23 protein-coding genes, 1 tRNA gene and 1 pseudogene are annotated in these 24,212 nt (G+C 71.8%); 14 read left to right on the plus strand and 11 right to left on the minus strand.

All coding sequences use genetic code 11. The annotated features are described in order from the left end of the window. The 5 genes and pseudogenes from ACIP79_RS17490 to ACIP79_RS17510 all read right to left on the minus strand — a co-directional run. Positions 1-374, minus strand: a pseudogene (locus tag ACIP79_RS17490) (hypothetical protein); the annotation flags it as partial. Beyond that, positions 371-1,765, minus strand: coding sequence for an O-antigen ligase family protein (locus ACIP79_RS17495; protein ID WP_401224062.1), 1,395 nt, complete (start codon positions 1,763-1,765; stop codon positions 371-373). The gene ACIP79_RS17495 and the pseudogene ACIP79_RS17490, both read right to left, overlap by 4 nt. Positions 1,766-1,769: 4 nt before the next feature. Then, on the minus strand, positions 1,770-3,209 hold the full coding sequence (locus tag ACIP79_RS17500; protein WP_401224064.1) for an exopolysaccharide biosynthesis polyprenyl glycosylphosphotransferase: 1,440 nt from the start codon (positions 3,207-3,209) through the stop codon (positions 1,770-1,772). Next, on the minus strand, positions 3,206-4,426 hold the full coding sequence (locus ACIP79_RS17505) for a glycosyltransferase (protein ID WP_401224066.1): 1,221 nt from the start codon (positions 4,424-4,426) through the stop codon (positions 3,206-3,208). The genes ACIP79_RS17500 and ACIP79_RS17505 overlap by 4 nt, the downstream gene beginning before the upstream one ends. A gap of 40 nt (positions 4,427-4,466) precedes the next feature. Beyond that, entirely contained in the window at positions 4,467-5,564 is a 1,098-nt protein-coding gene (locus ACIP79_RS17510) for a DUF3344 domain-containing protein (RefSeq protein WP_401224068.1), read from the minus strand. 345 nt (positions 5,565-5,909) lie between these two features. On the opposite strand from ACIP79_RS17510, the gene chpG reads away from it, so the two are divergent. The 9 genes from chpG (at position 5,910) to ACIP79_RS17555 (ending at position 11,417) form a co-directional block, all read left to right on the plus strand. Next, positions 5,910-6,149, plus strand: coding sequence for a chaplin ChpG (gene chpG, locus ACIP79_RS17515; protein WP_266461998.1), 240 nt, complete (start codon positions 5,910-5,912; stop codon positions 6,147-6,149). Between the two features lie 233 nt (positions 6,150-6,382). Further along, positions 6,383-7,135, plus strand: a complete 753-nt coding sequence (locus ACIP79_RS17520; protein ID WP_401224072.1) for a hypothetical protein — start codon at positions 6,383-6,385, stop codon at positions 7,133-7,135. Between the two features lie 232 nt (positions 7,136-7,367). Further along, entirely contained in the window at positions 7,368-7,670 is a 303-nt protein-coding gene (locus ACIP79_RS17525; RefSeq protein ID WP_383690639.1) for a hypothetical protein, read from the plus strand. A 95-nt stretch (positions 7,671-7,765) separates the two neighbouring features. Further along, positions 7,766-8,005 carry a chaplin gene (locus ACIP79_RS17530; RefSeq protein WP_383690636.1) on the plus strand — a complete coding sequence of 80 codons (240 nt, stop codon included), beginning with the start codon at positions 7,766-7,768 and terminating at the stop codon, positions 8,003-8,005. A gap of 187 nt (positions 8,006-8,192) precedes the next feature. Then, on the plus strand, positions 8,193-8,690 hold the full coding sequence (locus ACIP79_RS17535; RefSeq protein ID WP_401224075.1) for a DUF5949 family protein: 498 nt from the start codon (positions 8,193-8,195) through the stop codon (positions 8,688-8,690). Then, complete coding sequence (locus ACIP79_RS17540) at positions 8,690-9,274, plus strand: vitamin K epoxide reductase family protein (RefSeq protein WP_401224076.1); 585 nt, start codon at positions 8,690-8,692, stop codon at positions 9,272-9,274. Before ACIP79_RS17535 ends, ACIP79_RS17540 begins: the two co-directional genes overlap by 1 nt. Positions 9,275-9,375: 101 nt before the next feature. After that, positions 9,376-9,891 (plus strand): hypothetical protein, encoded by a 516-nt coding sequence (locus tag ACIP79_RS17545; RefSeq protein WP_401224078.1) that lies wholly within the window; start codon positions 9,376-9,378, stop codon positions 9,889-9,891. Between the two features lie 145 nt (positions 9,892-10,036). After that, positions 10,037-10,567: a tyrosinase family oxidase copper chaperone gene (locus tag ACIP79_RS17550; protein ID WP_401224080.1), complete on the plus strand. Its 531-nt coding sequence runs from the start codon at positions 10,037-10,039 to the stop codon at positions 10,565-10,567. Then, the gene (locus tag ACIP79_RS17555) at positions 10,551-11,417 is read left to right on the plus strand and encodes a tyrosinase family protein (RefSeq protein ID WP_401224081.1); all 867 of its coding nucleotides are present in this window, start codon (positions 10,551-10,553) and stop codon (positions 11,415-11,417) included. The genes ACIP79_RS17550 and ACIP79_RS17555 overlap by 17 nt, the downstream gene beginning before the upstream one ends. Positions 11,418-11,655: 238 nt before the next feature. Here the strand turns inward: ACIP79_RS17555 and ACIP79_RS17560 are convergent, their stop codons facing one another. Then, positions 11,656-11,940: a chaplin gene (locus ACIP79_RS17560; RefSeq protein WP_401224083.1), complete on the minus strand. Its 285-nt coding sequence runs from the start codon at positions 11,938-11,940 to the stop codon at positions 11,656-11,658. Positions 11,941-12,136: 196 nt separating this feature from the next. On the opposite strand from ACIP79_RS17560, the gene ACIP79_RS17565 reads away from it, so the two are divergent. Next, positions 12,137-12,685, plus strand: coding sequence for a DUF2087 domain-containing protein (locus ACIP79_RS17565; protein ID WP_401224086.1), 549 nt, complete (start codon positions 12,137-12,139; stop codon positions 12,683-12,685). Positions 12,686-12,722: 37 nt separating this feature from the next. Here the strand turns inward: ACIP79_RS17565 and ACIP79_RS17570 are convergent, their stop codons facing one another. Further along, the gene (locus ACIP79_RS17570; protein WP_401224088.1) at positions 12,723-13,682 is read right to left on the minus strand and encodes a D-2-hydroxyacid dehydrogenase family protein; all 960 of its coding nucleotides are present in this window, start codon (positions 13,680-13,682) and stop codon (positions 12,723-12,725) included. Between the two features lie 126 nt (positions 13,683-13,808). On the opposite strand from ACIP79_RS17570, the gene ACIP79_RS17575 reads away from it, so the two are divergent. Next, the gene (locus tag ACIP79_RS17575) at positions 13,809-14,390 is read left to right on the plus strand and encodes a hypothetical protein (RefSeq protein WP_401224090.1); all 582 of its coding nucleotides are present in this window, start codon (positions 13,809-13,811) and stop codon (positions 14,388-14,390) included. Between the two features lie 30 nt (positions 14,391-14,420). After that, on the plus strand, positions 14,421-15,158 hold the full coding sequence (locus ACIP79_RS17580; protein WP_401224092.1) for a YcnI family protein: 738 nt from the start codon (positions 14,421-14,423) through the stop codon (positions 15,156-15,158). A gap of 236 nt (positions 15,159-15,394) precedes the next feature. Here ACIP79_RS17580 and ACIP79_RS17585 read toward each other — a convergent pair whose 3' ends face one another. From ACIP79_RS17585 to ACIP79_RS17600, 4 genes are all read right to left on the minus strand, one after another. Then, positions 15,395-16,804: a Cys-Gln thioester bond-forming surface protein gene (locus tag ACIP79_RS17585; RefSeq protein WP_401224094.1), complete on the minus strand. Its 1,410-nt coding sequence runs from the start codon at positions 16,802-16,804 to the stop codon at positions 15,395-15,397. 266 nt (positions 16,805-17,070) lie between these two features. Then, on the minus strand, positions 17,071-17,517 hold the full coding sequence (locus tag ACIP79_RS17590; RefSeq protein ID WP_401224097.1) for a single-stranded DNA-binding protein: 447 nt from the start codon (positions 17,515-17,517) through the stop codon (positions 17,071-17,073). A gap of 305 nt (positions 17,518-17,822) precedes the next feature. Continuing rightward, positions 17,823-20,000 carry a GTPase gene (locus ACIP79_RS17595; protein WP_401224100.1) on the minus strand — a complete coding sequence of 726 codons (2,178 nt, stop codon included), beginning with the start codon at positions 19,998-20,000 and terminating at the stop codon, positions 17,823-17,825. Positions 20,001-20,005: 5 nt separating this feature from the next. Further along, on the minus strand, positions 20,006-21,613 hold the full coding sequence (locus ACIP79_RS17600; protein ID WP_383682295.1) for a dynamin family protein: 1,608 nt from the start codon (positions 21,611-21,613) through the stop codon (positions 20,006-20,008). 310 nt (positions 21,614-21,923) lie between these two features. On the opposite strand from ACIP79_RS17600, the gene ACIP79_RS17605 reads away from it, so the two are divergent. Together ACIP79_RS17605 and ACIP79_RS17610 are read left to right on the plus strand one after the other, a co-directional pair. Further along, positions 21,924-21,996: transfer RNA gene (locus tag ACIP79_RS17605), tRNA-Arg, on the plus strand. A 293-nt stretch (positions 21,997-22,289) separates the two neighbouring features. Beyond that, on the plus strand, positions 22,290-24,194 hold the full coding sequence (locus tag ACIP79_RS17610) for a TerD family protein (RefSeq protein WP_401224104.1): 1,905 nt from the start codon (positions 22,290-22,292) through the stop codon (positions 24,192-24,194). The last annotated feature ends 18 nt before the right edge of the window (positions 24,195-24,212 follow it).

Here is a 24,212-nt window from a genome sequence, read left to right on the forward strand (position 1 = left end):
CCGGGTGGACGGGCTGCCGTGCTGCCGCCGACAGCGCTTGTTGAAGCGTTGCCGCCGGTCGGGCTCGTCATCACGCCTCTGTCGGTCGCGACTGCGGCTTCGTCATCGCCGGGTGGACGGGCTGCCGTGCTGCCGCCGACAGCGCTTGTTGAAGCGTTGCCGCCGGTCGGGCTCGTCATCACGCCGCTGCCGGTCGTGCCGGCGATCTCGTCGGCGCGGGTCGCGACCGCGTCGGCGCGGGTCGGGTGCGTGCCCGCGCCGCCCGGCCGGGCCACCGCGCCCACGCCCGTGCCGCTCACCGTGGCCCCGGTCGTGCTGTCGGCCTCGCCACCCGCCCCACCCTCGGCCCCGGCCCGAGGCGGCGTCACCGTCATCGTGCGGAGGCCTCCTCAAGTGGTCCCGCCACGGGTACGTGCCCTGCCGGCGAACGGGGTGCCGAGGAGGCCGGGTCCACCAGCGCCCACCACCCCACGAGTCCGAGACAGACCGCGGTCAGGACCGTCGAGGGGCCGCCGATGTCGGCGTACATGAAGTCGGTCAGCTGCCAGCCGAGCAGCCCGCACGCGACCAGCGCGCAGTCGAGGCCTGGTGGCACCCCGTTCCCGGACGGCGCCCGCCGCGCCCGTACGAGCCCGCGCAGCGCGCACGCCAGGAGCGCCAGCCAGCTGCCCGCCAGGGCCAGCAGCCCGATCAGCCCCTGTTCGCTCAGGACGAGGAGGTACATGTTGTGCGGGGAGAGCAGCGGCTGCTTGCGGAACGCTGCGCCCGCGCCCGCGGTGTCGCTGCCCGAGGAGAGGGCGAGGGAGGCGTGGCCGTCGCGGTGCTCGGGGAAGCCCTTCAACCCGACGCCGGTCAGCGGGTGTTCGCGCCACATGTCGACGGCCGCCGCCCACATCGTGTACCGGTCGGTCACCGACTGGTCCGGCGCGTCGGCGACCTGCGTGATGCTGCTGATCCGCTCCTGGAGCATCGCACTGCCGAAGCCGAACCCGCCCACCAGGATCACCGCCGTGGCGGCGACCACCGCGCCCACCTTCACCGCGCGCCGCAGCCCGGCGAGCACCAGCTGCGCCCCCAGCGCGGCCACCGTGGCGATCCACGCGCCCCGGCTGAACGACACCGCGAGCGGCAGCAGCAGTACCAGCGAGCACACCACGGCGGCCGTACGCTGCCGTGCGCCGCCCGACCCGAGCGCCAGCCCCACCGCGCACACCAGCCCGAACGCCACCACGGTCGCCATCCCCATGATGTCCGAGGCCCCGAAGGTCCCCACCGCCCGGATGTCCTCGCCCTGGTAGGAGGCGCCGGTCCCGGTGACGAACTGGTGCACCCCGATCGCCCCCTGCCACAGCGCGAGCCCGACGAACGACCAGGCCAGCAGCCGGAAGTCGCGCCGGTCCCGCACCAGCAGCAGCACGGCCGCCGGGACCAGCACGAAGACCTGGAGATAGCGGGCGAGACCGGTGATCCCGGCGCCGGCGCTCGCCGCCCCGGCCGCCGCGACCGCGATGCCGACCACCGGCAGCCCGATGACCACCGCCGCCGTACGGGACAGGGGGCGCCGCCGCCCGCGCAGCAGCCGTACCGCGCAGCACAGCACGACGAGCCCGGAGACCGCGTCGGCCGCCGTCGCGCCGCCCTCGCCGCCGGGCGTCACCGGCAGCCCGAGCAGGGCGATCACCGCGACGACCGGCAGGACGGGAAGCGCCCGGCCGAGAGTGGCCGTCAGGGCGTTCAGCGGGGACAGGGGCAGGGCTTGACTCACCGGGTCAGCTCCCTGTCGGGCGTACGAGGGAGGCGGCCGTGCGCAGCAGGATGCAGATGTCCTGCCACAGCGACCAGTTGTCGATGTAGGCGTTGTCGAACCGGCAGCGGTCCTCGATCGAGGTGTCGCCGCGCAGCCCGTGGATCTGGGCCAGGCCGGTGATGCCGGTCCGCATCCGGTGGCGGGCCGCGTAGCCGGGATACGTCTGGCTGAACTGCCCGACGAAGTAAGGGCGTTCGGGCCGCGGGCCGACCAGGCTCATGTCGCCCCAGAAGACGTTCCAGAGCTGGAGCAGTTCGTCCAGCGAGGTGCGGCGCAGGAACTGGCAGAACCGGCTCATCTCGCGCTCGTTCGCCACGCTCCAGCGGGTCGCGGCCTCGTGCGCGTCGACCGGCCGGTGCGTGCGGAACTTCAGCAGCGTGAAGGGGCGCCCGTCCTTGCCGATGCGCTCCTGCCGGAAGACCACGCCGGGCCCGTCGATCAGCCGCAGCGCGACCGCGCACACCAGCAGTAAGGGGCTGACCAGCAGCAACAGCGTCCCGGAGACGGCGACGTCAAGGAACCGCTTGGCGACACTGCCACGGCGCCCCGGTGCGGAGAGCTGCCGGCAGGAGAACTGGGCGAGCTGCCCCCGCTGCCCGCTGCCGTACGACGGGGAGTCCGCGTCGACCTCCCACACCACACAGCCCGCCTCGGCCAACGCCCGCAGCAGCGGCGCGTGTTCGCCGCCGGACTTCACCACGAGCACGGCGCGCACACTGTTCTGGATCAGGGCTCGCTGCACTTCCTCGCCGGTGGTGAGGACCGGCAGGCCACCCTCACCGCCGGCGGGCTGGTCGGCGACGACGCCCACCGGCCGTACGCCGCACGCCGGATGGCGCAGGAAGGCCGCGGCCACCCGCTGCGCCGTCGCCACCGGGCCGATCACCAGGGCCGCGCTGGGACGCAGCACGAGAGCCCGCCGCCGGCGCCAGTGCAGCGCGCCGCGCCCCGCGCAGCTCACCGCCGACTGGAGGACGCAGCCGATAGCGAGGGTCCGCGCGGACAGCGCCTGGGCCGGGAAGAGGGCCGCGAGCAGGGCCGCGGGCACGCACCAGGCCACCGCGATCCGCGCGCACACCGTCGGCAGTTCGTCCAGTACGGCGGGCACGGACTCGGCGCGGTAGAGCGCCGCGTGCGAGTTCAGCCAGAGGACCCCGAGCACCAGCGCGAGGACGAGGAGGGGCTGCCGCTGGGTCTGGGTGAGCGCCAGCCCGGCCAGCAGCGCCGCGCCGCCGTCCACCGCGAGCAGCGGAAGCCGCGAGGGCCGTCGCACGGTGGGCCGCTGTCCGGCCGGGAATCTGAAGCCGTCGGCCGCACCGCGAGGTGGGATGACCGAGACGGGTGAGTATCCGTACTCCCGGGGCTGTCCGCCGGGGGAGGGAACGGTGCTTTCCGCAGTCACGAGTGGATGGACTCCCTGCACTCGGTGGGTTCCCCGCTCGCGGCGCGCACACCGCTCGGGGGCTCGGCGGGTACGCCGGGCCCGGGAGCGAGCAGCTCGCGGTAGACGTCCGCGACCGCGTCGGCCGTGCGGCGCACATCGTGCGTGGTCAGTACGTGGCGGCGTCCCTGATGGCCGAGGGATTCGCGCAACAACGGGTCGGACAGGAGTTCGGAGATCGTGTGGGCGAGCGGGCCCGGTGCCTGCGACGGCACCAGACAGCGCGCGGCCAGATCCGGCGGCAGGCTCTCGCGGGCCCCGTCCACATCCGTCAGTACGACCGGCCGCCCGCAGGCCATGGCCTCCAGTGGAGCCAGCGCCATGCCCTCCCAACGGGACGGCAGCACCACCAGATCAGCTGCCTGGTACCAGGGCACGGCGTCCTCGGCGGCCCCGGCGAACAGCACCCCGGCGGGGGCCCCGGCGCGCAGCCGCTCGGCGTCAGGACCGTCGCCCACCAGCACGAGCCGGGCCGCGGGCACCCGCCGCGCCACCTCGGGCCAGGCCTCCAGCAGGACGTCCTGCCCCTTCTGCCGGCACAGCCGCCCCACACAGAGCACCAGGGGGGTCACCGGCCCGACGCCCGCCCGGGCGAGCGGCGCGACCCCGGCGCGTACGGTGTCCACGGCCGCGGGGTGGAAGCGGGCCGGATCGATCCCGTTGGGGATCACCCGCCAGGGGGCGTGCACCTCGGCTCGTACGCCGGTGGCGCGCTCCGCTTCACTCACGCACACCACCTGGGACGCCCAACGCGCCCCCCACCGCTCCCACTTCAGCGCGAGCCCCGCGGTCACCCCGCCGACGGCCTCGAACGACCAGGCGTGCGGCTGGAAGACGGTCGGCACCCGCCCGCGCACGGCGAGCCGCCCGGCGAGCCCGGCCTTGGCACTGTGCGCGTGCACCACGTCGGGCCGCACCTCGGCGACGACGCGTGCGAGCCGCCGTACCTCCCGAAGCAGAGCGGGACCCGGCGCGCGTGTCGCCTGCCAGTCGTGTACGTCGCCGCCGAGCGTCCGGAGCGTCTGGGCGAGGCCGCTGCCGCCCGGGCACGCGACGGCGACGTGTGCTCCTGCGGCGAGTTGCGCCTTCACCAGGTCCGTCACCACCCGGGCGACACCGCCGTCGACCGGCTGGGTGATGTGCAGGACCCGCAACGGAGGGTCGGTTGACAGTTGCATGCGCGGTTCCTCGCTCACGGGCGGCGCGCTGGCGCGCGCGTCACTGCTTCGCGTCAACGGCGGTGAACAGTGCCCCGACCCACGCCGTGTCCCGTTGCGAAACGAGCCGGAAGGTCAACTGGTCACCCCCGCGCCCGATCCCCTTGCCAAGTTCGAAGACGTCCGAGTCGTAGCCGAGCGTGTTCGAGTACGCCGGCACCCGCTCCATGGCGTCGGGTCCCGGCTCGCTGATCGTCGAATTGAGGACGTCGTCAAGGGGGTTGGCCGCGTCGCCCAGCGCGGTCGGCTCACCGTGTCCGTCCGAGACGGTCAGCGAGTCGCCCCGGCTCCCGCGGTCGCCGTTGTACGCGACCAGCCCCACACGGCCGCCGGCCCCCTCGGGGGAGGGCAGGCCGCGCAGCCGGACCACCTGGTCCCCACCCGGGCCGATCGCGTCGAAGCCGTCCCACATCGCCAGGTGGCGCAGCGGCTCCGACTTCTTCTCGTACGCCACCATCAGTGTCCAGCCGCCCCAGGCCCCGGCGGCGGAACGGCCCATCGCCACATTGACCTGAGCCACCGTGTAGAGCCCCGAACCGCTCGCCCGCACCAGCTTCGTGACGTCCGCCGACGCCTGGAAGGCGTCCGCCCCGTGCGCCACCCGGTGCCCGACCACGGTGTCCGCGAGCACCGCCTTGTACTCGCCGTCGGGCTCGGCGAACAGCACCCGCCCGTTGTCCTTCGGCGGCTTCTGCTCCCCGACCCGGAGGTTGCCGCCCCAGTAGAGCCGCGCGTACGTGACCCGCGCGCCCTGCGGCAGACGGACCTCGCCGAGACTGGAGTTGTAGGTGTTCGGGTCCTTGTCGACGTCGATGTAGAACATGTCGAAGTCGCCGTTCACGGCCGGTCCGCCCGCCCGCGCGGACGAGCAGGGCGACGCCGCGGCGTCGGAGAGCGCCGTACGGCAGTTGATGGAGGAGTTGGCCGCCCGGACGATTCCGCCGTGCTGAAGCGCGTGATACCGCTGGGTGAAGTCGACGCTCTCCGCCTCGGCGGCGGAGGGTGCGGCCGTCGCGGGGCAGCCCGGTGCCAGGAGGGTGGCGAGGGCGAAGCAGCCGACCATCGCACGGCGCAGCAGAGGACCCGGGGAATTACGCATGACCGGCGGTGCCCTTTCGGGGAAAAGGTTCTGGACCCAGCGGACGTCCGGAGGGTTCGGTGAACTCCGGATCGACGGAAATCTGCAGATCACATATGTGCGGGACGACTCCCCGGCTGTTTCCGACGTCGTGTGAGGCCTGCCGACGAGGGACCTCGGGAGGAGCGCAACACTAGCGGCTGTCCGTATTTATCGGTGAAAGCTGACAAGTGTGTCGGAATGGTGAAGTCGGCCCGTTCGGGAGATCACCCTTTCGGAGGCACAACCCACGCGAGCGCCGCGCGTTGTTTTCAGAGCCGGGCATCCCCGCCCGGATGTTGTGTCGACTCCAAGGAGCACTTCTCCATGTCGCGTATCGCGAAGGGCCTGGCCCTGACCTCCGTTGCCGCCGCCGCTGTGGCGGGCACCGCCGGCATCGCCGCCGCCGACAGCGACGCACACGGCGCGGCCGCCCACTCCCCGGGCGTCCTGTCGGGCAACGTCCTGCAGGCCCCGATCCACATCCCGGTCAACGTCTGTGGCAACACCGTCAACGTCATCGGTCTGCTGAACCCCGCGTTCGGCAACACCTGCGTCAACGACTGACGTCGTCGCGGCCCCTTCTGCCGGCCGTCCTCCCCAACGGGAGGGCGGCCGGTTCGCGTTGCCCCGGATGGGGGGCGCGGGCCCCGCCTCCCCGCAGGGCGTCCCACCTGGGAGGACGCCGGTGTCGCGGACGCCCGGCGGCCACATGGAGTACTCGATCGGTTGCAGAGGGCGATCACCGCTTCCACGGTGAGCAGCAAGGCCCGAAAGAACCATCGAAGGGAACCCCCTCCATGCGTGCTCTGCCCGCACGGCGCATCGCGTGCTCCGCGCTCTGCGCCACGCTTCTGCTCGGGATCGCCGCGCCGGCCGCCATGGCGGCGGACGGTGACCGGGCGCGTGGCCACAGCTCCGCGGTGGCGGCGCCCGTCCCCGGCGCGGACACGCTTCTGGCGCAGGTCCAGTCCCTGGCCGACATCGGCACCGTGCTGACGCCGGTCACCGACCTGCTCAACGCCGCGCTCAAGGCCGACAACGGCCGGCTCTCCGCCGACGAGGCGGCCAAGCACGGGCAGTCCGTGAAGGACGCGATCGCCAAGCTCGCCGCGGCGGCTCCGCTGGCGCCACCGGCGGCGGTACCGGCGGCGGTACCGGCCGTTCCCGCGGCGCCCGCGCTCTCCGCCGCTCCGGCGCTGCCGGGCCTGCCCTCGCTCTCCAGGAGCGGGGACTCCCAGGACGACAAGGCGCCCGGGGCGGCCGGTTCCCGTGTGGTGGCTCCCACGGACCCTAAGGGCGACGCGCTCGCCGCCCTCCAGAAGGCGGTCGCCACGCTGCTCGCGGCGGTCACCTCCGGTGACCCGGCCGGAGTGGTCCCGGCGGCGACGGCCGTCGTGACGGGACTCATCAACCTCGTCGTCGCCATCGTGCTGGGCGGCGGCCTGCCCGCGCCGAACCTGCCGGGCCCGCCGAGCCTCTCGTCACTGCCGAGCGTGCCGGCGGTCCCCGCGGCTCCGGGCCCTCCGACGGGCGGTCTTCCGTCCTCCTGAATACGGGGAGCGGCGCCTGAGGCGAAGCAGCGCCACCCCGCCGCCGTGCCGACAGTTCGGGTCGGCACGGCGGCTTTTCGCATTCGCTCTTATATGAGAATGCGACGCGCCGTTCATTCGGGTGGGGTGCAGGAAATTTCTGCACACAGGGTTTCCGTCGAGTCCGGTTCTCGTTAGCCAGGTCGTACGCACATTCCGTCTGGTGACATGAGTTGCCGAAGAAAGGAACACGATGAAGTCTCTGAAGGCCGCCGCTGTCGTTGCCGGGTCCATCGCCATCGCTGGTGCCGCCGCGCCCGCCTTTGCCTACGAGACCTCCAACCTCACGCCCACCAGCCTCAACGGCGCCGTGGAGACCATCACCAGCCAGGGCACGCTCAGCCTGAAGGACCTGCAGCCCCTCCAGCACCAGTCGGACGCGCTCAACACCGAGAACGCCGACTCGCCGCTCAACGCCGTGAACAGGGCGACGGACGCGCTCAACTCGGCCGGCGGCCCCACGGCGCTCCTCGGCGGACTTCCCCTCCAGGGCTGAGTCGAGGTAATCGGTTCATTTCATCGCGTGTCTTTTCCGCGAGCCCCATGGGCACCTCCATACGCTGGAGAAAATCTCCGAGGAAAGGGCTGACGATGAACACTGCCAAGAAGGCCGCTCTGGTTATCGCCACCGCCGGAATGGCCGCGGGTGCCGCTTCCGGCAGTGCCTTCGCCGACGCCGGTGCGGAAGGGGCGGCCGTCAAGTCCCCGGGCGTTCTGTCGGGCAACGTCGTCCAGGTCCCGGTGAACGTTCCGGTGAACCTCTGCGGCAACACGGTCGACGTCATCGGTCTGCTGAACCCGGCGTTCGGGAACACCTGCGTCAACAAGTGACGTCGTACGCCCGTTGACTCGTACGCGATCCACAAAGGCCGATTCCGCATCCCGTGGAATCGGCCTTTCGTGTTGTCATTCTTATTGTTCGAATAACGTCCCTCGTTCGTGTGGTCGGGCGGGTGCTTGTCGCCCGGTCGGGTGAGAAAGGGGCGAGCCCGTTCGGGTGCGTCGATAAGGTTCCGCGGTGACCTCAACCTCAAGCGAAACGCGCCCTTTCCGGGCCGCCGATCTCGGCACGCTCGCCGTGATGGCCTTCAGCGGTGACGCCCCCGACGGCGACATGCCGTACCTGCTCGCCTATTCGCTGGGCGACAGCGAGGGTGGCCCGGAGGTGGCCACGGCCGCCATCGAGCGGCTGCTGAGCGACAACGGTCTGCCCGTCGGCGACACGCTCCTCGACGGTTCTCAGCACCCGAGCCTGCCGCTCAAGCTCCTCGTCGAGTCGGGCCAGGCCGTCGTCACCATGCCGTCCCTCAACGCCCAGTGCGTCGTTCCCCCGGAGTGGCTCGCGGCGATCGGCGAACGCGGCTACGCCTACTTCCTGTTCGCCACCCGCCCCTGGCCCGACGCCGAGCCGGGCAAGCCCGTCGACCCGGAGAACCTGGCCGCCTTCGCGGGTGACGAGGAGACCCTGAACAGCGCGGCGCACGTGCTGCTGCCCGCCCGCCGCCTGCGCGGCTGATGGCACGTACCGCGGGTGGCAGCCGTGCGCTCGCCCTGCTGCTGGTGATCACCGGGGCGGCCGGCCTGCTGGCCTCCTGGATCATCACGATCGACAAGTTCAAGCTGCTGGAGAACCCGGACTTCGTACCCGGGTGCAGCCTGAACCCGGTCGTCTCCTGCGGCAACATCATGAAGAGCGACCAGGCCTCGGCCTTCGGGTTCCCCAACCCGATGCTGGGCCTGGTGGCGTACGGCATCGTCATCTGCGTCGGCGTCGGGCTGCTCACCGGAGCCGCCTTCCCGCGCTGGTACTGGCTGCTCCTCGACGCGGGCATGCTGTTCGGCGTCGGATTCTGCACCTGGCTGCAGTTCCAGTCGCTCTACCGGATCAACTCGCTCTGCCTGTGGTGCTGTCTGGCGTGGGTCGCGACGATCATCATGTTCTGGTACGTGACGTCGTTCAACGTGCGGAACGAGTTCCTGACCGCGCCACGCTGGTTGAGATCGTTCCTCGCCGAATTCACCTGGGTCCTGCCGCTGTTGCACATCGGCATCATCGGAATGCTGATCCTGACCCGATGGTGGGACTTCTGGACGAGCTGACTATTGGGCTCGTTGGGGGAATCTTGCGCTGTCGGGGTTCTCAGGATCGTTACGCGCTACGGACGCTGACCCCCCGAACCCTGAAAGGGACCGTACCTGAGATGAAGCCGACCACCCGAGGAACTCTTGCCGCTGTCCTGACCGGCGTCGCGGCCGCGGTGGGTGCCGCCGCGACCCCCGCCGCCGCGGGCGAGACGGTGCCCGTCCCCGTACCGCTGGACGGTGTGGAGAGGGCCCTCAACGTGCAACTGCCCAAGATCTCCGGTCAGTTGCCGGTACCCATGCCGGGCAGCCCCGACGGCCCCCGGTACGTCGAGGGCCGGCTGATCCCCGAGCACGCGCTGCCGCAGCTTCCGGTCAGTTCCGGACTGCCCGGAGTGGACGTACGCGCGCCCCTTCCGCATCTTCTCGGGGACGGTTTCGACCACCTGGGAATCGCGGCGCCCGCCGCCGACGTCCAGACCCTGACCCCAGGGCTGTCGGTGGACACCCCGCTCACTCCGCCGAACCCCGACAACTTCGGCCTGCCGAAGCCGAAGGTCCCTCAGGCCGCCGTCCTCACACCGCTGCTTCAGACGGTGCTCGGGGCGAACGTGGCCACGGGGTCGGGGGCGTAACCGCCGGACGGTGAAGGCCCGGGCGTCCGGCCCGGGCCTGCCGCCCGCACCACGGTCGGCCGGTCGGCCGGTCGGCCGGTCGGCCTGTCCGCCTGTCTGCCGGTCCGGCGACCTGCCGGTCCGCGGATCCGGCGAGGAGGGAACCATGTTCGTCAACAGAGTGCCGAGCAGAGTGTCGAGCGCGTTGTCGGTGAGGGCGACGGAACCGGTCGTCCCGGGGGACGCGGGCGAGCTGGGCCGCCCGGTGGGTTCGCCGCGGGTGAGCCGGCGGGACGTCGTGCGAGGCCTGCTCGTGTCGGCCGTCGTCGCGGCGCTGGCACCGGTCGTCGCGGCCTCGCGGCCGTCGCACCCTCCGCTGCCCGCCCGCCCGGAGGACTCCCCGTTCGACGAGGTGTACCGGGGCCGGCATCTTCTCGGCTCGAAGACCGGGACGGACGGTCGCGACGCGCTCGGTGGCGAGTTCGGCGGCGGTCGGTGGCGGATCACCGTGGACGGACGGCCGCTGCCCCTGATGCGCCGCGCGGACGGCACCTACCTGAGCATGGTGGACCACTACCAGTCGTATCCGACGGCGCTGACGGCGGCCCGCGCGGCCGTCGACGAACTGGGCCCCGCCGAACGGCTGCGCGGCACGGACGCGGAGGGGGGCGGTCACCGGCATGGTGTACACGCGTAAGGACGTCAGCACGCTGACGCGCGCGGAGCGGCGTCGCTTCGTCGGCGCGATGCTGGAGATCAAACGCCGGGGCGAGTACGACGAGTTCGTCCGCACGCACATCGAGTACTACGTCTCGGACGGCGACGGGGGACTGCGTTCGGCCCACATGGCGCCCTCCTTCCTGCCCTGGCACCGGCGGTTCCTGCTGGAACTCGAAGGGGCGCTGCGCCGGGTCGACCCGGGGGTGAGCGTCCCGTACTGGGACTGGACGCGGGACCGTTCGGCGTCGGCCGTGCCCTGGACCGCGGACCTGCTCGGGGGCAACGGGCGGCGCTCCGACCGGCAGGTCATGACCGGGCCGTTCGCCTACGCGCAGGGCAACTGGCGGATCACGGAGGCGATGACCGACGGCGAGTTCCTCACCCGCGAGTTCGGGCGCCCGCGGGAGCCGCTCGAACTGCCGACCAAGAGGGAACTGGACTCCGCGCTCGCCGACCCCGTCTACGACACCGCGCCCTGGAACTCCACGTCCACCAAGGGGTTCCGCAACCGTCTCGAAGGCTGGGGCAAGGGGTCAGGGAACGCGGCCTGGCGCAACCACAACCGCGTGCACCGCTGGGTCGGCGGCCACATGCTCGGCGGCGCCTCGGTCAACGACCCCGTCTTCTGGCTGCACCACGCCTTCGTGGATCTTCAGTGGTCCCGCTGGCAGAAACGGCACCGTGGCGCGCGCTACCTGCCTGAACGGCCGCCGGGCCCGACCGACGATCAGCACCGGCGGATCGTCGCCCGGCACGAGGAACTGCCGCCGTGGGGCGTGACTCCCGACGAGCTGGAGGACCACGACGGGATCTACCGGTACGCGTGAGCGGGGCGGTGGAAGCACGTGAGTGCGGCGGCCTGAGTGGCGTTGCCGGAGTGGGGCGGCCTGAGTGCGGCGGCCCGAGTGGCGTTGCCTGAGTGGGCCTGCCCGAGTGGGACTTCCTGGGTGCCGTCGCGTGAGTGGGACTTCCTGAGTGGCCCGGTCTCAGTGGCGTGGCCCGAGTGGAATTGCGAGGCCCCCGGCAGTGACGTACTGCCGGGGGCCTTCTCGGTCGTGCGTCGGCTCAGCTGCCGTAGCCGCCGGGGCCGTTGTGGCCCTTGTCGTGGTCGCCGTTGTTCACGCAGGTGTTGCCGAAGGCCGGGTTGAGCAGGCCGATGACGCTGATGGTGTTCCCGCACACGTTGACCGGCACGTTGACGGGGAGCTGGACGACGTTGCCCGAGAGGACGCCGGGCGAGCCGACGGCCTGGCCCTGAGCACCGGCGTCCGCCATGGCCATACCGGCTCCGCTGAGCACCACGGCACCCGTGCCGAGCGCGACACCGGCCGCCTTCGCGATGCGAGACATCACGTTCTCCTTTGACTCGATGAGTGCGACCGCACGACAGCGACCGCACTCACCCTTCAACGCGTTCACCCACCACTGGTCACGGCCGCCCATGCCGTTACCTGGCGTTGCCCGGCGGACCGCTCCCGGGCGGGCGGTGGCCGCGAGGGGAAAAACCGCTTCGGCTCGCGGTGTGCTCTCCCGTAGCCTGCCGCGCATGCCAACCGACCAGCTGATCGGCCTGTTCGCCGAGGAGACCCGGGCCCGCGCCTTCGCCGCGGTGGCCCTCGGCGCGGACACCCCCGCGAGGGTCATGGAGAAGGCGGGACTCTCCCCGAAGGACGCGACCGTCGCGCTGCGACGGCTCCAGGACCAGGGCGCGATCGCGACCGGCGGTGACGGCGGACTGAGCGTCGCCTACGACCGCTTCAGGGAACTCGCCCGCTCGGCGCAGGCGCGGACACCGTCCACCGAGGACCACGGCTCCGGGGACGAGCGCACCGAGGAGGTCCTGCGGACCTTCGTACGCGAAGGGCGCCTGGTGCGGCTGCCCGCCCAGTGGCAGCGCAAGCTGGTGGTTCTCCGGCACATCGCCGAGCGGACCTTCGAGCCGGGCGTCGAGTACCCGGAACGGACCGTCAACGAGAAGCTGCGCTCCTGGTGCGAGGACTCACCGGTCGACCATGTGACGCTGCGGCGGTATCTGGTGGACCTTCGTCATCTGCGGCGCCAGTACGGGACGTACTGGCGGCCCGCGGAGGTGTGAGGCGGCCGGCTCGGGTGCCCGTGCCCGAAGGAAGTCCTCAGCCCAGGAGGCGTACGGGCGAGCCCGCGAGGAACGCCTGGATGGCCTCGACCGCCCCGGTGTAGTACGCCTCGTAGTTGGCCCGGGAGACGTAGCCGAGGTGCGGGGTGGCGAGGAGGCGCGGGGCCGAGCGCATCGGATGGCCGGCGGGGAGCGGCTCGACGTCGAACACGTCGACGCCCGCTCCGGCGATCCGGCCCTCGTGCAGGGCGGCGAGCAGCGCGTCCTGGTCGACGATCGCCGCGCGTGAGGTGTTGACGAGGTAGGCGGTCGGCTTGAGGAGGGCAAGTTCGGCGGCGCCGATCAGACCACGGGTGCGGTCGCCCAGTCCGAGGTGCACGGAGACGAAGTCGCTGCTCGCCAGCAACTCCTCCTTCGTGAGGGCCAGTTCGACCCCCACCTCGTCGGCGCGCTCTTCGGTGAGGTGCCGGCTCCACGCGCTGACCCGCATGCCGAACGCGAGGCCCACCTGAGCCACCCTGCCGCCGATCTTCCCGAGCCCGAGCAGCCCGAGCCGGCGGCCGTGCAGATCGGCGCCGACGGTGCTCTGCCACGGGCCGCCCGTCCGCAACGCCTCGTTCTCCGTGACGAGCCCTCGCGCGAGGCCGAGCAGCAGCGCCCAGGTCAGCTCGACCGGGGGAGTCGAGGAACTCGGGGTCCCGCACACGGTCACCCCGTGTGCCTCCGCCGCCGCGTAGTCGATCACCGTGTTGCGCATCCCGGAGGCGATCAGCAGCCTCAGATGGGGCAGCCGGGCCAGCAGCGACGCCGGGAAAGGCACCCGCTCGCGCAGGGTGACGACGATGTCGAAGTCCGCCAGCGCGGCGGCCAGCGCGTCCTCGTCGGCGAAGTGCCGGGGGAAACCGACGACCTCCACGTCGTCCGCGACCGGCGACCAGTCGGCGATCTCGGTCGCGGCGTCCTGATAGTCGTCCAGCACGGCACAGCGAAGTCGCATGTCAGGTCCCTTCCAGGCTCGCTCGGACCCTATCCGAGCGACTGGAGCGCGCCCCGGCCGGCCTCGGGAGGCGGCTCCTCCGGAAGCAGCGACGGCCGCTCGTTCTCCATGGCAGTCTGGGCACCAATGAGTGCGTCCCTGGCGGTACGGAGCCTGCGCGCGGCGGTCTTCGCCGTGCTGTGCGTCCTGCTGGCCGCCGGGGGACACGGACTGGCGACGGGGGAGGCGCCCCCGCTGTGGGCGGCCGGCGCCGGAGTGCTCGCCCTCTTCGCGGCCGGCTGTCTGCTGGGCGGCAGGGAGCGGTCGCTCGCCGGGATCGGCGGCGGGATGCTGGCAGCGCAGGCGGGACTGCACGTCGGTTTCGGGGCGGCCCGGCCACGCATGGCGATGGACATGCACGGCGCGCACATGACGCACCACCACGCGATGACGCCCCACGCCACCGCCGCCCACCTGGCGGCCGCTCTCCTGGCGACCTGGTGGCTGCGGCGTGGCGAGGCCGCGCTGTGGTCCCTGCTGCGCCGGGCGGTGACGCTCGTACCGGGTCTCGCGGCGTGGTGGCGGGGGCCGGCCGGGCCGTCCGACACCAGGGCCCGGTGGAACGCCGTATGCGGGAACGCCGCCGAGCCGCGGCCACTTCGGCAGGCGCTGCTGCGGCACGCCGTCTCCCGGCGGGGGCCGCCCGCGGGCGCCGTGTGCACGCCCTGACCTCATCCCCACCAGTACGGAGCTTCCCTGATGTCCCCGATACGCACGAACCTGCGCCGGGCCGGTCTCGTCGCCGGTCTCACCTCGGCCGCGGTCCTGGCCGCCGCGGGCGCGGCCTTCGCCCATGTGACCGTCCACCCCGAGAGCTACGCCAAGGGCGCCACGGACGGTGTTCTGACCTTCCGGGTCCCCAACGAGGAGGACACCGCCAGCACCACGAAGGTGCAGGTCTTCCTCCCCACCGACCATCCGGTCCTGGGAGTGCTGGTCACTCCGCAGGACGGCTGGACCGCGGAGGTGACCACGACCAAACTGAAGACACCGGTCAAGACGGACGACGGCTCGATCACCGAAGCCGTCTCGGAGATCACCTGGACCGGCGGCAGGATCCGCCACGGCGAGTACCAGGACTTCAACGTCGCCTTCGGTCAACTGCCCGACGACGCGGACCAGTTGGCCTTCAAGACGCTCCAGACCTACTCGGACGGCAATGTCGTCCGATGGATCGAGGAGGCCGAGCAGGGCGGGGAGGAACCGGAGAACCCAGCGCCGGTGCTGGCCCTCACGGCCGGGACCGCGGCCGACTCCGGAGCGGCGGCGTCATCGAGCACGGGCTCGGACTCGGCCTCGGACTCCACGGCCGAGAGCTCTGTCGCGAGCAGCGACTCGACCGCTCGTGGTCTGGGCATCGCCGGTCTGGTCGTCGGAGTCCTCGGACTGCTCGCGGCCGGCTTCGCCCTGGCCCGCGCCCGCTCCGCCCGCTCGTAGCCGCGAGCGGCTGTCGCCCCGCCGGCCTCTACTCCCGTCGGCGGGGCGGACCGCGCACCACTGCCGCCCACCCTCTTCAGCGGCAACCACCGCTCACCGGTAGGCCACATACCGGGCCGCCGTGAGTGGGCCGACGACGCGGCCCCGGACGCCTGAGAGGGCGGGCCGGGGCCGTCGACTCACCTTGCCGCACTCGATCGCTGTTGAGTTGCCAAGGTGCCGTGTGGCTCAGTCGCTCAGTGCTGCCCCGGCGTCTTCTTCCTTTCGACCAGGACGATCGCCGCGCCGCCGACCACGACGAGGACGATGGCTATGCCCGCGATGACCGGGGTGGCGTCGGAACTGCCGGTCGCCGCTAGGTCGGTGGTGTCGGAGAAGGTGCTGACCGAAGCGGCGGGACTCGGCTCCCCCACCGTCTGGGTCGTGACCTCGCTGGTGCTGCCCTGTGTCCGGCAGTCGAGCATGCCGGTGAACCGCTTCTCGGAACCGTCCGTGCCCTTTACCGCGAAGTCGTACGACCGGTCCTCTTGGAGGGGAACCGTCACCGTCCGCGACTCGCCCGCCGGGACCGTGTGCTCGATCCCCACCAGCTCGAAGGTGAACGGCTCGTCACCCTCGTTGGCGGCCGTCACGTCCACGCCGCCCTCGGCGCAGTTCTTCTCGGCGGACAGCGCGGGTATCGGGCCCTCGGCGGCCCAGTCGGCGGTCGCCGTCGCGGCGACCGTCGACTCGCTGGAGCCGGCGAGTATCTGGGTCTGGCTGCGCGTCTCCGAGGCGAACGCGCGCCCGACGGGCACGGTCGTCGACGCCTGCACGGTCAGTGAGGCGGAGCCGTCCGCGGTGTCGGTCGGCACGTCGAAGTAGAGCCGGCTGCCGTCGGTCGCGGAGGTGACCTCCTTGCCGTCCGTGTCCACGATCCTCACCCCGCTGGTGGCGGCGTCCGCCGGCGGTGTCACCGTCACGCTGTCCGCGTCGGTGTGCACGGTGACGGGGCCGAGCTTCTCGCCGGCGTGACCGGAGACCGCGGGCGAGTCGAGGGTCAGGGAGGCCGCGGGTTCCGGCAGGTTCCGCGCGTTCTTCTCCAGGTAGTCGGCGAGCTTCTCGGCACGCGGGTCCACCGCGTCCACGTCGGCGTCGTCCGAGTACCGCCAGATGGCCACCTGGGTACCGGCCGCCGCGTCCTGTTCGGTGAGGCCGGCGGCCCCGGCCTTCGCGGCCAGCGCCGCCAGGTTGTTCACCTGGGGATAGGAGTTCTGAAGGATCCAGCGGATCTTGCCCGCGTTCGCGTTGCCGTTGAGCGAGGTGCCGCTCCAGGCGGTCTCCTGGTACTTGGCGTCCTTCTGCGTCGGGTTGTGCAGGTCGACGCAGTAGGTCTGGAGAGTGCCGCCGTTGTCCACGGACATCTCGAACAGGCCCGCGGAGACCGGCTGGTCCTCGCCGTTGTCATGTATGACGGCGGAGCCGTAGGTCTTGAGGCCGCCTATGGTGGCCGTCGCACCAGCCTGGTTCTGCGGCGTCTCCTCGGCGACGGCCGCACCGGCGGTGGCCAGCGCCCCCGCGGCGACGAGCCCTGACACCAACGTCACGGCGGCGAGGCGGGCGGCGCCCCGCCCGCGCGCGGAGAACGCTGAGAACGAAGAAAACACAGAATCCCTTTCGGGCAGGACCCGTTTACGTGGGGGGACGGTCCCGCCGGCAGAATCAGAAGCCTCGTGATCCACTAGCTATGTCGGGCATCCTAGGGACGCGGCGCACCACACTCCCCAGTCATGTCATCCGATAACCGATCCGACTCGGAATCGTTATCGCCCAACACGCCTTTGAGCTGCGCTTATCGACAAATCCATGAGAACTGCTCGGAATGTACTTGTCGATAAGCCGCAGTTCGGTCAGGCCGTTTCCGGTCCCCGCCTCACGTCACTCCGGCGGGTTCGGACTGAGGCTGTGGCTCCGTTTCCCAACTGGGCTCCGGCTGCCCGGCCGGAGCCGCTCCGGTGTCTCCCCTGGAGGCACGCCGGAAGGCCGACGTACCGCGTGAGAGGTCGTGGCCGATCGCCACCGCGTCGATGTCCGCCGACGTCCAGCTCTGGCCGTCGCGTTGTTCGGTGCGCACCTTCAACCTGCCCTGCACGATGACGGGATCGCCCACCGACACCGACGCCCCCACGTTCGTGGCGAGCGCCCGATTGGCCCACACCGTGAAGAAGTTGGTGTGTCCGTCCGTCCACGCGCTCTTCTCGCGGTCCCAGTACCGCGCCGTCACCGCCAGCCGGAACCTCGCCGACGCCCCGCCTGCCAGCTCCCGGTACACAGGTGGCGTCGCCACGTTGCCCACCGCGCACACCGTCGTCTCGTTCATCCCCGAACCCCTCTCCGTACGAATGCGTCTGTCGCGTTTCCGCGTCCGTCGCGGCGACCGCATGCGCTGCGATCGCCGCGAGATCAGACTGCCTTCGCCGGGCCGGGCCCGCTGGGCGCTGTGTGCCGTCGGCCGGTTGTGGACAACCGCGTCACCCGGCGGGGTGCTGCCGAGCCCCGCGGGGTCCCCTGTGAGGTGATACCGCGCCGGGTGGGTGATGCGGTGATGCTGCGCCCGGTGAGGTGATGCGGTGATGCTGCGCCCGGTGAGGTGATGCCGCACCGGGCGCACGCGGTCGTGCCGTGTCAGCCGACGGGGGCTGCCACGCCCAGGACCCGCGTGTACTGCTCGCGGACCTCCCGGTAGCGCAGCAGTTCCGCCGCCACCGGATCGAGCACGCGCGCCCTTCCGCACCCGGCGGCGGCCTCCCGCAACCGCCGTTCCGCTTCGAGCCCGTAGCGCCGGGCGGGTCCGCGCGCCGCCAGCCTGCTGCTCCACTCGACGGCCGGACCGCCGATGATGCCCGTCACCATCAGCAGCACCGGCACCCCGAGATTGGGCGACGCGATGCCGACGATCTGCCCCAGCAGCCACAGGCCGCCGATGATCTGGAGGACCGTCATCGAGGCCTGCGCGAACACGGCGACCGGCCACCAGCCGGGCCGCGGCGGCCGGCCCACCGGCGCGGTGGCGCGCACCGCCATCTCGTCCAGCGCCTCGGGCAGGCCCTGCGCCCCCCGCGCGGCGGCCTCGCGTACCGCCTGCGCCCAGGGAGCGGGCAGTCCGTACGCCGCCCGGTCCGCGACCGTTCGTACGGCCTGCTCGACACGCTGGCGGGCGGTGGCCTCCTCGTCCTCGGGTGCCTGGACGGTCAGACGTCCGGTGGGAGGCTCGCGCCGGTCCTCGTACCAGCGCCACAGCCGCAGCCAGGGCGTGCCGCAGGCGCGGTTGGCGTTACGGCGCCACGCGCGCTCGGCCGCGTCACCGGCCGCGACAGCGCCCACCGCGTCCGCGAGCCTGGCCGCGAACTCGTCGCGCGCCTCCTCGCTGAGGCCGGCCCGCCGCCCGGTCGAGTAGACCGGCCGCAGCCGAGCCGCGGCGGCGTCCACGTCGGCCGAGATCCGGCGGGCGGCGGCGCCCCGCTCGCCCACGAACTGGCCCAGCGACTCGCGCAGTTCGCCGACGCCGTCCCCGGTGAGCGCCGACACGGCGAGCACGGTCGCGCCGGGTTCGCCGTACTCGCCGAGCGCGATCCCGTCCTCGTCGAGGAGACGGCGCAGATCGTCGAGGACCTGGTCGGCCGCCTCACCGGGCAGCCGGTCCACCTGGTTGAGGACGACGAAGGTGACCTCCGCGTGCCCCGCCATGGGCCGCAGATAGCGCTCATGGATCATGGCGTCCGCGTACTTCTCCGGGTCCACCACCCAGATGACCGCGTCGACCAGCGCCAGGATGCGGTCCACCTGTTCGCGGTGCTGCACCGCAGCGGAGTCGTGGTCGGGCAGGTCGACCAGGACGAGGCCGCGCAGCTGCGCCTCGGCCTCCGGGCTCTGCAACGGGCGTCTGCGCAGCCGTCCGGGGATGCCGAGCCGGTCGATGAGGGTGGCCGCGCCGTCGCTCCAGCTGCACGCGATGGGAGCCGCGGTCGTCGGACGGCGGACACCGGTCTCCGAGATCGCCACGCCGGCGAGCGCGTTGAAGAGCTGGGACTTGCCGCTCCCGGTGGCCCCGGCGATCGCGACGACGGTGTGCTGACCGGAGAGTCTGCGCCGGGCCGCCGCCTCGTCGAGGACCCGGCCCGCCTCGGCGAGGGTCCTGCTGTCGAGCCGGGTGCGGGACAGTCCGACCAGTTCGCGCAGCGCGTCGAGGCGTGAACGCAGCGCTCCGTCGTACGCGAGGGGAGCCGGCGGGGCCTGTACCGGGGGCTTGGCCTCGACCACCGGCGCCGCCTGCGCGTTGGCCGTCTCGGACACGCGCCGCGCGATCAGACCGTCGTCCCAGGCGGGGCCGTCTTCTTCGGGAGCGGAGGGGGCTTCGGCCTTCACGCGCGCGTGGCCCGTCTCTCGGCGGTCGTGGCGGTCGTGGCGGTCGTGGCGGTCCGTACGATCCGTACGGTCCGGGCGTTCTTGACGGTCCGTACGGACCCTGCGTTCTTGTCGGTCCGAGCGGTCCGGGCGCTCGGGGCGATCCTGTCGGTCCTGTCGGTCCGTGCGTCTGTGCCCGGGTTCCTCGCGCTTCACGCGCGCGTGGGTGTCCCCTGAGGGCCTGGCGTTCTTGGAGGGTTGCTCCTCGGAGCGTTCGTCGTCGCCGGTGTTCTTCCCGGCTCCGCGCTTGCTCTCGTTCTTCTCCTCGTCCTCGGAAACAGCGTCCCCGGGGAGGTCCTTTCCGGAGGTGCCCTCTTCGGGGGAGGCGTTTTCGGCGTGGCCCTCCCCGGACCGGTCGGGGCGGTCGGCGTGATCCGTGCGGTCAGTGACGGCAGTCACCGCGGTCACCTCTCCTTCTGCAGTACGGACAGCGCGGCGATGAGTTCGGCCTGGGGTTCTGGATGTACGTCGAGTGCGTCGAGCGGGGCGAGACGGCGCTCGCGTTCGGTGTGCAGGGCCCTGTCGAGGTAGTCGGTGAGCAGCCGTCCGCCGCGGTCGCGCAGCCGGAGGGCGCTGTGGGCCCCGATCCGCTCGGCGAGCCCCTCACCCGCGGACCGTGCCCTGCGGCCGCCCAGCAGCGCGGTGGCGACCAACGCGGCGACCACCTCGGCGTCCTGCGCGACACTCCTGTCGAGGTCGCGCACCTCCTCCTCGGCGTACTCCTCGAGGATCCGCCGCCACCGTCGTACGGCCATCCCGATCCGGTGCTCGGCGCTCTCCAGCGTCGGATCACGGTCGGTCAGCCCCGGTGCGCCCGCGGCCGGTTCACGCCGCCAGGCCTCGTCCACGCGCTCGTCGGCGGCCGTCACGGAGCACAGCAGCAGCGCGCCGAGGCTCTCGACGAGCGCGTCGAGCAGTTCCCCCGCCGTGCAGTCGAGCGGGTAGGCGCGCCACCGCTTGAGCGCGTCCCCGGAGAGCACCGCCCCGGCCTGCAGACGCCCCCTCACGCGCGCGTGCTCGCTGTCGTAGGCCCCGTCGACGGCCGCGGTGAGCCGCAGGGCCGCGGCGTACTGCGCGGCGGCCGCACTGGCCAGCTCGGGCATCCGCGACTTCAGTGAGTCGAGAACTCCGTACGCGGTGCGGGCCATCGCCTCGTGCCGGGCTCCCGGGTCCTCCGCCTGGTGCGCGAGCCACGTACGCAGGGGGGCGACGGCGGTGGCTGGCAGCAGGCCGCCTCCCCAGGCGGACTCGGGGAGTTCGGGCACCGTGAAGCGCGGCACCTCGCCGAGGCCGGCCTTGGTGAGCAGGGCGCCGTACTGCCGTGAGACCTCCGACACCACCTGGTGGGGCACCCGGTCGAGCACGGTGACCAGGGTCGCCTTGTGCTCCTTGGCCGTACGCAGCAGATGCCACGGGACGGCGTCGGCGTACCGGGCGGCGGTGGTGACCATGACCCAGATGTCGGCCGAGCAGATCAGCTCGGCGGCGAGCACCCGGTTGTCGGCGACCAACGAGTCGATGTCGGGCGCGTCGAGGAGGGCGAGGCCGCGGGGGAGGGTGTCCGCGGTCTCGATCCGCAGCACCCGTTCGCCGCGCTCGCCGAGCGCCGGAAGGTCGTCGCCGGGCTCCTGATGGGGCACCCACACGCGCGTGAGGTCGGGCAGTACCCGCATCCCGCTGAACCAGTGGTGGTCCTCCGGGTGGCACACCAGCACCGGCGTACGGGTCGTCGGCCGGAGCACGCCCGCCTCGCTGACCCGGCGCCCCACAAGGGAGTTGACCAGCGTGGACTTCCCGGCGCCGGTCGAACCCCCGATGACGGCGAGGAGGGGTGCTTCGGGTTCTCTCAACCGGGGCACCAGATAATCGTCGAGCTGTGCGAGTAGTTCGTCGCGGTTGGCACGCGCGCGTGGAGCCCCCGCCAGGGGCAGCGGGAAGCGTGCGGCGGCGACACGGTCGCGCAGGGCGGAGAGTGCGTCGAGCAGCTGAGGCCGTACGTCCAAGGTCACCACATGCGAAGAATGCCCAATTTTGTTGCCTTTCTAAAGCATATGGGTATGTCTGCGCGCCGACAGGACACACGGGGGCGGAAGGGATGACTGGGGCGCAGGCATAACGAGTGCACAACACCCGATGCGGGAGACGCCAAAAGCGGTGCACGATTCGTACCCACCTGCGATTATCAGGACCGCTTCACTGAACCTCCACATCGAGCCACGGAGGGGAAGCGCGAGGGACAGGGATTCAGGAGCTCTATCCTTGTCCCGGCACCGTCAGGGATCAGCCCACACCCGGGCACCAGGACACAGGCCACCACACCCGGCCCCCGTAGCTCAGTGGATAGAGCAGGCGCCTTCTAAGCGCTTGGCCGCAGGTTCGAGTCCTGCCGGGGGCGCTTCGCGTACGTCCCGTATCCGCCCTCCCTCTGGGAGGGCGTTTTTGCTGTTCAGGGGCATGTTGGTGGGCTCGGTATCGCGGTGGCGTGAGGCCGGACTGACTCCCTGGTGACGAGGGTGGCAGTCCGGTTGGGAGCGGTTCCGCACGGCCTTTGGTGGGTGTTCTTCCCGAAAACTTCCCGAAGTTTTGATGCGGTCTCTCTGCCGTCGGCAGGGCAGTACATCCTTCCAAAGCAGGGCAAAACGGCATACAGGTTGAATGAGAGCCACATATCGAATCATCCTTAGCACCATGAGTCTCGCCTCCACCTCCTTCGACCTGCCCGCCACGGGCGACTACGCCCGCGACTGGGCCCTGGTCGACGTGGAGACCTCCGGGCTCATAGCCCGGCGGGACCGGGTGCTGTCCGTCGCGGTGGTGACGATCGGACCGGACGGTGAGCAGACCGGGGAGTTCTCGACGCTGCTCAACCCGGGATGCGACCCGGGGCCGGTGGAGGTGCACGGGCTGACCGTCGAGCGGCTGCAGGGTGCGCCGGCCTTCGACCAGGTCGCCGGGCGGATCGGAGCGATGCTCCAGGACCGGGTCCTGGTCGCCCACAACGCCCAGTTCGACTACGACTTCCTGGCGCACGAGTTCGCCCGCGCGCGGATGTGGCTGCCGGTGTCCCAGCGGCTCTGCACCCTGGCTTTAAATCGTCAGGTGGATCCGCCGACGGACGACATGAAGTTGGGCACGCTGGCCGCCCACTACCGCGTACCGCAGCAGCGCGCGCACGATGCGCTGGACGACACCCGAGTGCTTGCCGGGATCCTGCGGGCTTCACTGCGCGAAGCGGCGCGGCTCGATCTGCCCTTGCCGCTGGTGAGCTGCCCACCGCGGGCGGAATCGCAGTTCACGCCGAAGCCGCCCAAGACACCGTGCGCCTACCGCAATCCGGGGCGTATGACTCCCGGCGGGCCGCTGCTGCAGGGGATGAAGATCGCGATAACCGGTGAGACCGCGCACGCACGGGCGGAGCTGGTCGGGCGGGCTGTTGCCGCCGGGCTGAACATGGTGACCTCCGTGAGTCGGCACACCAGCGTGCTCGTTACCAACGAGCCGGCGTCCCAGTCCGCGAAGACCCGACGCGCAGCCGTCGAGGGCGTGCCGGTCATCGACGAGCACACCTTCCTGCGGCTGCTGGCCGACGTGCAGGCCGGGACAGCGCATGAGGCGACGGCCACTTCCGCCGTGACCGCGCCGGTGAAGGCGCCGGCGACGGCAGAAGCTCAGGCCACCGAGCCCGAATCCACCACAGCACCTGTCCCGGAAGCGCCTGTCCTGCCGCCGCCCTCCCTCGGCGCGACCGTCCCCGCTCCGCGCCAACCCGGCGACTCGGCCCGCACCTTGGCCAAGCCGCTGGTGAGCCGCCGGGTGCTGGTGCTGGGCGGTGTCCATGCCGATGCCGTCGCGGCTCGTACCCGCGTCGTCGAGCTGGGCGGATCCGCAGCGGTCAACCTGTCCGCCAGTGTCACCGACGTCGTCCTTCTCGCCAACGGCGAGAAGGACCGCCGCATGAGCCGCATCAACGCCCTTGAGCTCCCCGTGCACGACGCGGACTGGCTGAATTCCCCGACCGCCATCGACCCGGACGCGGCGGTTGTCCGGCCGCATGAGCCGCACGTGATGCCGAGGGGCGGCGTCATCGACCTGCCCATGCCACACGGCACACCTGCGCCCGAGTGGTACGTCACCGTCGGCTGGGCTCCGCAGGCCGACTGCGAGATCGACGTCGTCGCTTTCCTCCTCGACGAGGACGAACAGGTCACCTTCGACGAGGACTTCATCTTCTACGGCGTCCCGGAAAGCCCCGCCGGCACAGTGCGGCTGCTCACTGGCGGTCCCGCCGAACAGACCATCGCCCTCGATCTCGCGTCCCTGCCGCCCGCTACCCGCAAGGTCGTCGTCGCCGCGGCCATCGACGGCGCCACCACCTTCGGGACGGTCGGCGCGATCCAGATCAGTGCGGCTCCCGGCAACAGCGGATCACCCCTCACCCGGGCCACCCTGGACGGCGCGACAACCGAGCGCACCATGCTCCTCGCGGAGATCTACCGCAGGGGTCCGGTCTGGCGTCTGCGCGCCGTCGGCCAGGGCTACGACCACGGCCTCGATCCCCTCGCGCGGGGATACGGCGTCGGCATCGCCGACTGAACGACGGTGCCGGAGGTG

The organism is Streptomyces sp. NPDC088747 (assembly GCF_044751025.1).
Classification (GTDB): Bacteria; Actinomycetota; Actinomycetes; order Streptomycetales; family Streptomycetaceae; genus Streptomyces.